This is a genomic window from Streptomyces sp. NPDC059853 (assembly GCF_042731495.1).
In the GTDB taxonomy this organism is placed as follows: Bacteria; Actinomycetota; Actinomycetes; order Streptomycetales; family Streptomycetaceae; genus Streptomyces.
The window spans coordinates 1-8802 of record NZ_JBHWJL010000226.1; the positions used below are offsets into that span (position 1 = coordinate 1).

At 71.4% G+C, this 8802-nt stretch carries 8 protein-coding genes; 6 read left to right on the top strand and 2 right to left on the bottom strand.

Annotation, left to right across the window (positions count from 1 at the left end):
- Positions 1-1431 (bottom strand): RecQ family ATP-dependent DNA helicase (locus ACFV5N_RS20590; RefSeq protein ID WP_385601784.1); only part of this gene is annotated, 1431 nt, incomplete at its 3' end.
- Positions 1432-1572: 141 nt separating this feature from the next.
- Between ACFV5N_RS20590 and ACFV5N_RS20595 the strand changes: the two genes are divergently transcribed.
- From ACFV5N_RS20595 to ACFV5N_RS20615, 5 genes are all read left to right on the top strand, one after another.
- On the top strand, positions 1573-2796 hold the full coding sequence (locus ACFV5N_RS20595) for a DUF4192 domain-containing protein (RefSeq protein WP_385601787.1): 1224 nt from the start codon (positions 1573-1575) through the stop codon (positions 2794-2796).
- 31 nt (positions 2797-2827) lie between these two features.
- The gene (locus ACFV5N_RS20600; RefSeq protein WP_385601789.1) at positions 2828-3568 is read left to right on the top strand and encodes an NUDIX domain-containing protein; all 741 of its coding nucleotides are present in this window, start codon (positions 2828-2830) and stop codon (positions 3566-3568) included.
- Between the two features lie 382 nt (positions 3569-3950).
- Positions 3951-4841 carry a FadR/GntR family transcriptional regulator gene (locus ACFV5N_RS20605; protein WP_385601800.1) on the top strand — a complete coding sequence of 297 codons (891 nt, stop codon included), beginning with the start codon at positions 3951-3953 and terminating at the stop codon, positions 4839-4841.
- A gap of 271 nt (positions 4842-5112) precedes the next feature.
- The gene (locus ACFV5N_RS20610; RefSeq protein WP_385601791.1) at positions 5113-6735 is read left to right on the top strand and encodes an RNA polymerase sigma factor; all 1623 of its coding nucleotides are present in this window, start codon (positions 5113-5115) and stop codon (positions 6733-6735) included.
- Between the two features lie 90 nt (positions 6736-6825).
- Positions 6826-7653, top strand: a complete 828-nt coding sequence (locus ACFV5N_RS20615) for a S1 family serine peptidase (protein ID WP_385601794.1) — start codon at positions 6826-6828, stop codon at positions 7651-7653.
- Positions 7654-7770: 117 nt separating this feature from the next.
- On the opposite strand, the gene ACFV5N_RS20620 is transcribed toward ACFV5N_RS20615, so the two are convergent.
- Complete coding sequence (locus tag ACFV5N_RS20620) at positions 7771-8001, bottom strand: hypothetical protein (protein ID WP_019435131.1); 231 nt, start codon at positions 7999-8001, stop codon at positions 7771-7773.
- A gap of 414 nt (positions 8002-8415) precedes the next feature.
- Between ACFV5N_RS20620 and ACFV5N_RS20625 the strand changes: the two genes are divergently transcribed.
- A partial coding sequence (locus ACFV5N_RS20625; protein WP_385601797.1) for an ATP-binding protein occupies positions 8416-8802 on the top strand: 387 nt, incomplete at its 3' end.

Below are 8802 nucleotides of genomic sequence, written 5' to 3' on the forward strand. Positions count from 1 at the left end.
GGCCGCCGTGACGTAGTCCCGCATGGACTGTTGCTCGGCCGCGCGCTGCCGGGCCACCCAGGCGTAGCGTTCCGTGTCGTATTCCCAGGGGGCTCCGGTGGCGGCCCAGCCCCCGCGCACGCGGCGCACCGCGCCGTCCACATCGAGCACCTTGAGCATCATCTCCAGCCGGGAGCGGCGCAGGTCGACGCGTGGCTCCAGGGCGGGGAGGGACATCGGCGCCCCCGCTTCGGCCAGGACCGCCAGGGTGTGGCGGACCTGTTCCTCGGGCGGGAAGGCCAGGGAGGCGAAGTACCGCCAGATCGCCTCGTCCTCCGGACCGGGGAGCAGCAGCACCTCGGCCTGGTCGAGGGCGCGGCCGGCGCGGCCGATCTGCTGGTAGTAGGCGATGGGGGAGGAGGGGGAGCCCAGATGCACCACGAAGCCGAGGTCGGGTTTGTCGAAGCCCATGCCGAGCGCGGAGGTGGCGACCAGGGCCTTGACCCGGTTGGCGAGCAGATCGGCCTCGGCGGCCTCGCGGTCGGCGTTCTCGGTGCGGCCGGTGTAGGAGGCGACCCGGTGGCCGCGGGCGCGCAGATAGGCGGTGACCTCCTCGGCGGCGGCGACGGTGAGGGCGTAGATGATGCCGGACCCCGGCAACTGCTCCAGATGTCCGTCCAGCCAGGCGAGCCGGTGGGCGGCGTCGGGCAGGCGCAGGACGGAGAGCCGCAGGCTCTCGCGTTCGAGCGGGCCGCGCAGCACGAGGGTGCCGCCGTCGGGCCCGGCGGCGGTCTCCAGCTGTTCGGCGACGTCGGCGGTCACCCGGGCGTTGGCGGTGGCGGTGGTGGCCAGCACCGGTACTCCGGCGGGCAGCTCGGACAGCAGGGTGCGCAGCCGCCGGTAGTCGGGGCGGAAGTCGTGGCCCCAGTCGGAGATGCAGTGGGCCTCGTCGACGACCAGCAGCCCGGTGGATGAGGCGAGTTCGGGAAGGACGTCGTCACGGAAGTCGGGGGAGTTGAGCCGCTCGGGAGAGACCAGCAGGACGTCCACGTCACCGGCCGCGACCTCCGCCCGGATGCCGGCCCACTCCTGGGGGTTGGCGGAGTTGATGGTGCGGGCGGTGATGCCGGCCCGCTGGGCGGCCTCGATCTGGTTACGCATGAGGGCGAGCAGCGGCGAGATGATCACGGTGGGGCCGTCGCCCCGTTCGCGCAGCAGCGCGGTGGCCACGAAGTAGACGGCGGACTTCCCCCAGCCGGTGCGCTGGACGACCAGGGCCCGGCGCCGGTGGGCCACCAGCGCTTCCACGGCGCGCCACTGGTCGGTGCGCAGCCGGGCTGTGCCGGTGGGGTCGCCCACCAGCCGCGCGAGGACGGTGTCCGCCGCCGTGCGCAGGTCCTCGGTGTCGGTCGGGGCGGTCGGGGTGGATCCCGCGGTGGTCTGCTGCTCCATGCCCCCATGCAAACGGAAAGCCGGTCCGGAAGCGAATGAGCCCTGTGGAAAACCGGAGGGACAATCCCAAAATGAAACAATATGAGTGGGGTTGTGGATAACTTTCAGCAAGAATCCGCTGATGTCAGGCACAGTCATGGCATGACTCCACACGGCAACACCGTCCAGCCCGTCACCGCTCTCGACGCCGACGTCGTCCTGCGCAACCCCGGTGACCTCGCCGACGCCCTCCCGTACCTGCTCGGCTACCACCCGGAGGACTGCATCGTGATCGCCGGGCTCTACGGGCCGCGCAGCCGGGTCGTCGGCCGGATCCGCGCCACCCTGCCCGCCGACCCCGCCGAATGGCCAGCCCACGCCGAGGCACTGGCCTCCGCCCTGGCGACCGGTGGAGAGCCAGGACCCGAGGAGCTGACCGGCGCGGTCCTCTACCTCTGCCCGGACGCCGACGCACCGTGGACCGGCCGCGAGGGAATGGAACGGCTGCGGCCCCTCGCCCAGCTGCTGCGGATCGCCTGCGGGGCCCGGGAGATCCCGGTGTGCGAGGCGCTGTACCTCGCCGAGCGCCGCTTCTGGTCCTACATCTGCGTCCGCTCCGGCTGCTGCGACGCGGACGGCACCCCCGTCCCCGAGGCCGGCTCGACCCCGCTGGCCGCGGCCTCGGCGGTCAACGGCATCCGGGTCCAGGGCACCCAGCGCGCGCTGGAGCGCCGGATCCGCCCGCTGCGCGGCCCGGCGGTGGCCCGCCAGGTGAGGGAGCTGGACGCGGCGGCCGCGGCGCTGATGCCCAAGCTGCTGGGGCCGGAGGCGGAGTCCGTGCGCCAGGAGACGCTGGAGCTGGCGCGACGGCTCCTGAGCCGACTGCGCCGGTCACCGCACCGGGCGGCGATCCCGGCCCAGCGAAGCCGCGACGACCGCGACAACCGCGACAACCGCGATGAACATGCCGAGCGGATCGAGCGGGTCGATCCCGTGGACGCGGCGGACGAGCGCGACGACGCGCTGATCACCTCCGACGAGGCGGCCCGGATGATCCTCGGACTTCAGGACCTGCCGCTGCGGGACACACTCGCCGCCTGGATGGAGGGCCCCGACGCCGCACCGGCCCTGCGCCTGTGGCGCGCCCTGGCCCGGCGCTGCGTCGGCGCCTACGAGGGGCACGCCGCCCCGCCGCTCACCCTGGCCGGCTGGGTCGCCTGGTGCACCGGGGACGCGGTCGGGGCCCGGATCGCCCTCATGCGGGCACTGGAAACGGATTCCGAGTACCTCTTCGCCGCACTCCTGCACCAGGCGATGAACGACGGCATGGACCCGGAACCGCTGCGCCGCTGCATGCGGCAGCCGCAGTCCGGTCCAAGGCCCTGATAAGGCGTCATGGTGACCCTATGATCACGGCATGCCCTACGACCCCTCCGACTTCCCGCCCTTCGCCGTCACCGTCGACCTGGTCGTACTCACGGTCCGCAGGCACAAGCTGTGCGCCCTCACCGTGCGGCGGGGTGAGGAGCCGTACCGGGGAACATGGGCACTCCCGGGCGGATTCGTCCGGGCCGGCGAATGCCTCGACGCGGCGGCGGCCCGGGAACTGTCGGAGGAGACCGGGCTGCGGGCGCAGGGCGAGAGCGGCGGGCTGGCCGGCGCGCATCTGGAACAACTGGCCACCTACGGTGATCCGGACCGTGATCCGCGCATGCGGGTGGTCAGTGTGGCTCATCTGGTTCTGGCTCCCGATCTGCCGGCCCCGGTCGCCGGGGGAGACGCGGGCGGGGCGGAGTGGAAGCCGGTGGCCTCCCTGCTCGGCGACGAGCGGGGCGGGCCGGTGGAGGAGCTGGCCTTCGACCACGCGCGCATCCTCGCCGACGGCGTGGAGCGCGCCCGCTCGAAGATCGAATACTCCTCGCTGGCCGCCGCGTTCTGTCCGGCCGAATTCACGGTGGGTGAGCTGCGCCGGGTCTACGAGGCGGTGTGGGGCGTCGCCCTCGACCCCCGCAACTTCCACCGCAAGGTGACCGGCACCCCCGGGTTCCTGGTGCCGGTCGGGGGCACCACCACCCGGCAGGGCGGTCGCCCGGCCCAGCTGTTCCGGGCCGGCGGCGCCACGATCCTCAACCCGCCCATGCTGCGCCCGGACGTGTGAGGCCGGCCGCCCCGTGGGTGGGCGGGCCGTCCCGGCCGGGTGCGAGCACCGGATGTCGGCACCGGCGCCGCCGGATTGCCGCGTGGCGGCCCGTGCGCCGGGGCGCACGAGCGGTGGCACCAGCGGTGTGCGGTGCCGTCGCGGTGGAGCCAGCGAGGCCTGTGGGACGGGCAGTTGTGCGGGCCGGCCGTGCGGGGTGGCGGGGTGGTGGGCTCAACTGCCGGGAACTTCCCGGCATTGCCAGCGAGAAGTCCATTTCCTTCCGATTAGGCGTCAATTATGCGGGGGTCGCCGATCACCCTTTCGTGTGCTTTTCACCAAAGACCTCAAGGTGGTTGCGGGGTCCGCCGACAACTGAGGCGTGACTACCCTTGCGCACTCGATGATGACCGCCACCCGTTCCACCGACTCCGGCCCGGCCGGCTCCGGTGGCCTCGACCGCTACTCCTACGCCGAGTCCACCGGCTCGGCACGCACCACCAACGCCCCCGTGTGGGAAGGAGCTGATCCCGATCTCGGCCGCGTCGGCCGTCGCGCCGCCGGCAGCCGGGGCCGCGGACTGCACGGTCAACTCGTGCAGCAGCTCGGCCAGATGATCGTCTCCGGCGACCTCGGCGCCGACCGTCCGCTGGTGCCCGAGGAGATCGGGCAGCGGTTCGAGGTCTCGCGCACCGTGGTCCGCGAGTCCCTGCGGGTCCTGGAGGCCAAGGGGCTGGTCAGCGCCCGGCCCAACGTCGGCACCCGGGTCCGTCCGGTGGGCGACTGGAATCTCCTCGACCCGGACATCATCGAGTGGCGCGCCTTCGGCCCGCAGCGCGAGGACCAGCGCCGCGAGCTGTGCGAGCTGCGGCTGACCATCGAGCCGCTGGCGGCCCGGCTCGCCGCGGGCGACATCCGGGACGAGGCGCGCCAGCGGCTGGCCGATATGGTGGAGATCATGAACCACGCGCTCGGCCAGGGCGACGGGCTGACCTTCGCGCGAGCCGACGCCGAGTTCCACTCGCTGCTCCTCCAGGGCGCGGGCAACCGCATGCTGGAACACCTGTCCGGCATCGTGGCCGCCGCCCTCCAGGTCTCCGGCGGCGCGGTCTCCGGCTGCGAGCACCCCTCGGAGGCGTCGCTGGTGCTGCACCAGCGGATCCTGGACGCGATCAGCTCCGGGGAGCCGGTCGCCGCCGAGACCGCCATGCGGCAGCTGCTCACGGCGCACTCCGAGCCGGCCGCTCCGGCCGGGTCCGCGGACCATGTGGTGCCCGCCCCCCGCGAGCACTGAGCGGGTGCGCCCCGCGGCGTCGCCGGAGCCACCCGGGCAGGGCTCCGGCGCCGTCGCGGCTCCGGCCCGATACAGTCGGGCGTGCGATGTGACTCGGGCCACGCGAATGCGGCGTAACACTTCGGGAAGCAACGCGATGATTCAAGAGGTGGCAGCGTTGGCAGGTCCCGAGGACCGCTCCGCTTCCGCCACCGGTGGTCCGTCCGGCCGCCGGTCGCGGTCCCGCTTCCTGTGAGTGGGGCCCAAGCCGTTTCCCAGAGTTTCCGAGAGGTTGTTCGTGTCGGCCAGCACTTCCCGTACTCTCCCCGCGGAGATCGCCGAATCCAATTCTGTGATGGCGCTCATCGAGCGGGGAAAGGCCGAGGGGCAGATCGCCGGCGATGACGTGCGCCGGGCCTTCGAGGCCGACCAGATCCCGTCAACCCAGTGGAAGAACGTTCTGCGCAGCCTCAACCAGATCCTCGACGAGGAGGGCGTGACGCTGATGGTGAGTGCCGCCGAGGCCCCCAAGCGCACCCGGAAGAGTGCCACCGCGAAGACGTCGGCCAAGCGCACCGCGACCAAGACGGTCGCCGCCAAGACGGTCTCCGTCCACCAGGCCACCGCCACGGCACGTCCGGGTGCCACGGTCACCGACCCCGGGGACGCGGAGGCCGAGGACGGCTCCCCGGCCGGCGCCAAGAAGACCGCCGCCAAGAAGTCGGCCGCGAAGAAGGCCACGGCGAAGAAGACCGCCGCCAAGAAGGCGCCCGCCAAGAAGGCCACGGCGAAGAAGACCTCCGCCAAGAAGACCTCCGCCAAGAAGGAGGTCGTCGACGAGCTGCTCGAGGGCGACGAGGACGTCCTGGAGGAGTCGGCGGCCGAGCGCGCGGCCAAGGGCGGCAAGCTCACCGAGGGCCCCGACGGCAAGCCCGAGAACGAGGGCTTCGTGCTCTCGGACGAGGACGAGGACGACGCCCCCGCGCAGCAGGTCGCCGCGGCCGGTGCCACCGCCGACCCGGTCAAGGACTACCTCAAGCAGATCGGCAAGGTCCCCCTGCTCAACGCGGAGCAGGAGGTCGAGCTGGCCAAGCGGATCGAGGCCGGTCTCTTCGCCGAGGACAAGCTGGCAGGCTCCGACAAGATCGCGCCCAAGCTCAAGCACGAGCTGGAGATCATCTCCGAGGACGGCCGGCGCGCCAAGAATCACCTTCTGGAGGCCAACCTCCGGCTGGTCGTCTCCCTCGCCAAGCGCTACACCGGCCGCGGCATGCTCTTCCTGGACCTCATCCAGGAGGGCAACCTCGGTCTGATCCGCGCGGTGGAGAAGTTCGACTACACCAAGGGCTACAAGTTCTCCACGTACGCCACCTGGTGGATCCGGCAGGCCATCACCCGCGCCATGGCCGACCAGGCCCGCACCATCCGCATCCCGGTGCACATGGTCGAGGTCATCAACAAGCTCGCCCGCGTCCAGCGGCAGATGCTCCAGGACCTGGGCCGCGAGCCCACCCCGGAGGAGCTGGCCAAGGAGCTGGACATGACGCCCGAGAAGGTCGTCGAGGTCCAGAAGTACGGCCGCGAGCCGATCTCCCTGCACACCCCGCTCGGCGAGGACGGCGACAGCGAGTTCGGTGACCTCATCGAGGACTCCGAGGCCGTGGTCCCGGCCGACGCGGTCAGCTTCACCCTTCTGCAGGAGCAGCTGCACTCGGTTCTGGACACGCTCAGCGAGCGGGAGGCCGGCGTGGTCTCCATGCGCTTCGGTCTCACCGACGGGCAGCCCAAGACCCTGGACGAGATCGGCAAGGTCTACGGCGTGACCAGGGAACGGATCCGCCAGATCGAGTCCAAGACGATGTCCAAGCTGCGGCACCCCTCCCGCTCGCAGGTGCTGCGCGACTACCTCGACTAGACCGCCGGACGGCGGCCCGCTCCGGATGCGCGATCGGGCCGCCGCGATGACGCTGGGTGACGACAAGACCTCGTACGGTCAGGAGTCCCCATGTCGCACTTTCCCCGGCCGCTGCTCCTCACCCTGCTGACGGCCCTGCCGATCGCGCTGCTGCCCGCTTCCTCCGCCGCCGACGAGCACATCGTGGGCGGCGACCCGGTCTCGGTGGCCGAGTACCCCTGGGTGGTCGCCCTGGCCAGCCGCGACCGGTACGGCGATGCCCGTTCCGGTCAGTTCTGCGGCGGCGCGCTGGTCGGCCCCGACACCGTGGTCACCGCGGCGCACTGTCTGAGTTCCGCCGTGCTCGGCAGCCGGCCGGCGGACGATCCCGGTGATCTGACGGTGATCGCCGGCCGGAGCGATCTCGGCCGGGACACCGGTCGAGAGGTGCCGGTGCGTGAGGTGCGGATCAACCCCGATTACGACGCCCGCACCAACGCGGGCGACGTCGCCGTGCTCACCCTCGCCGAATCGCTGCCCGCCGAGGACGCCATCCGGGTGGCCGGAGCGGGCCACCCCGGCTACACCCCCGATACCCCGGCCCTGGTGCACGGCTGGGGCGACACCACCGGTGACGGCGGCTACGAGGATCTGCTGCGGGCGGCGTCCGTGCGGATGCTGGCCGACGAGGACTGCGCGCGCGCCTACGAGCCGGTGGGCGGCGGCTTCAGCGCCGCGTCCATGGTGTGCGCGGCGGCCCCGGAGGGCGGCCAGGACGCCTGTCAGGGCGACAGCGGCGGGCCGCTGGTGGCCGAGGGCGCGCTGGTGGGCCTGGTGTCCTGGGGCACCGGCTGTGGCGATCCGGCCTACCCCGGGGTGTACACCAGGGGGTCGCTGATCGCGGAGCTGCTGGACGAGAGCGCCCCGGCCGCCGACTGAACGGTTTCAGTAGCGGAACGGGCGGTCTTCCCGGTGCTACCGGGAAGAACGCCCGTCGTCCGTCCCGGGGACGGACCGCCCGTCGTCAGCGGCGGGAGGCGCGATACGGAGCGCGTGTCAGCGCTCGTCGTCGCCCGCGGTGGCCGGAGTCGCGGTGAGCTTCTCCGTCTCGTCCTGTATTTCCGCGGCGATCTTCTTGAGCTCAGGCTCGAACTTGCGGCCGTGGTGGGCGCAGAACAGCAGCTCTCCGCCGCTGATGAGGACCACGCGCAGATACGCCTGGGCACCACAGCGGTCGCAGCGGTCCCCGGCCGTCAGCGGGGTCGCGGGAGTCAGAACAGTAGTCACGTCGCCTCTTCTCTAGCTCGACGAGCTGTCGTACCAGGGTCAACATCCAACCAGGCCGAAAACGTTCCCGCTCGCGGCTTTCTTCCCCGAAATTCGCCGGTCGAGGTGGCCGAACGCTGCCGGGTGGCGGCGAATGAGCCGTATTGCAGTGTGTGTGGACAGTCGTGGTGGTGGTCGGCTACTTCGGTGTATCCGGTCCTGCTCTGTTCAGGAGGACGTGCCCGGAGCCTAAATGGTTCATGCGTCGAAGGGAACGTGATGTACACGTCACCCGAAAGAGTTATCGAACAGGGGATCGATTTCGTACCGTTCCGGACACTCCCCCGGGGAGTGCACAACCGCTCTACAGGGCCTCGGTACCCTCTGAGCGGCGAACCTGCCACCCAAAGCAGAATTCAGCGAGGAGCGAACTGCGTGACCGCCGACACGTCCGTGCCATCCACCGCACTGCTGACCGGGAGTGACACCGGTGGCAACTACACCGCGCGGCACCTGCTCGTCCTGGAGGGCCTGGAGGCGGTGCGCAAGCGCCCCGGTATGTACATCGGCTCCACCGACAGCCGCGGGCTCATGCACTGCCTGTGGGAGATCATCGACAACTCCGTCGACGAGGCCCTGGGCGGCCACTGCGACCGCATCGAGGTGATCCTCCACGAGGACGGCTCGGTCGAGGTCCGGGACAACGGCCGCGGCATCCCGGTCGACATCGAGCCCAAGACTGGGCTCTCCGGCGTCGAGGTGGTGATGACCAAGCTGCACGCGGGCGGAAAGTTCGGCGGCGGCTCGTACGCGGCCTCCGGC

Excerpts from the sequence above, each read along its gene's own strand:
- ACFV5N_RS20615 (WP_385601794.1), top strand. The coding sequence starts at position 6,826 with ATGTCGCACTTTCCCCGGCCGCTGCTCCTCACCCTGCTGACGGCCCTG.
- ACFV5N_RS20605 (WP_385601800.1), top strand. The coding sequence starts at position 3,951 with ATGATGACCGCCACCCGTTCCACCGACTCCGGCCCGGCCGGCTCCGGT.
- ACFV5N_RS20600 (WP_385601789.1), top strand. The coding sequence starts at position 2,828 with ATGCCCTACGACCCCTCCGACTTCCCGCCCTTCGCCGTCACCGTCGAC.
- ACFV5N_RS20595 (WP_385601787.1), top strand. The coding sequence starts at position 1,573 with ATGACTCCACACGGCAACACCGTCCAGCCCGTCACCGCTCTCGACGCC.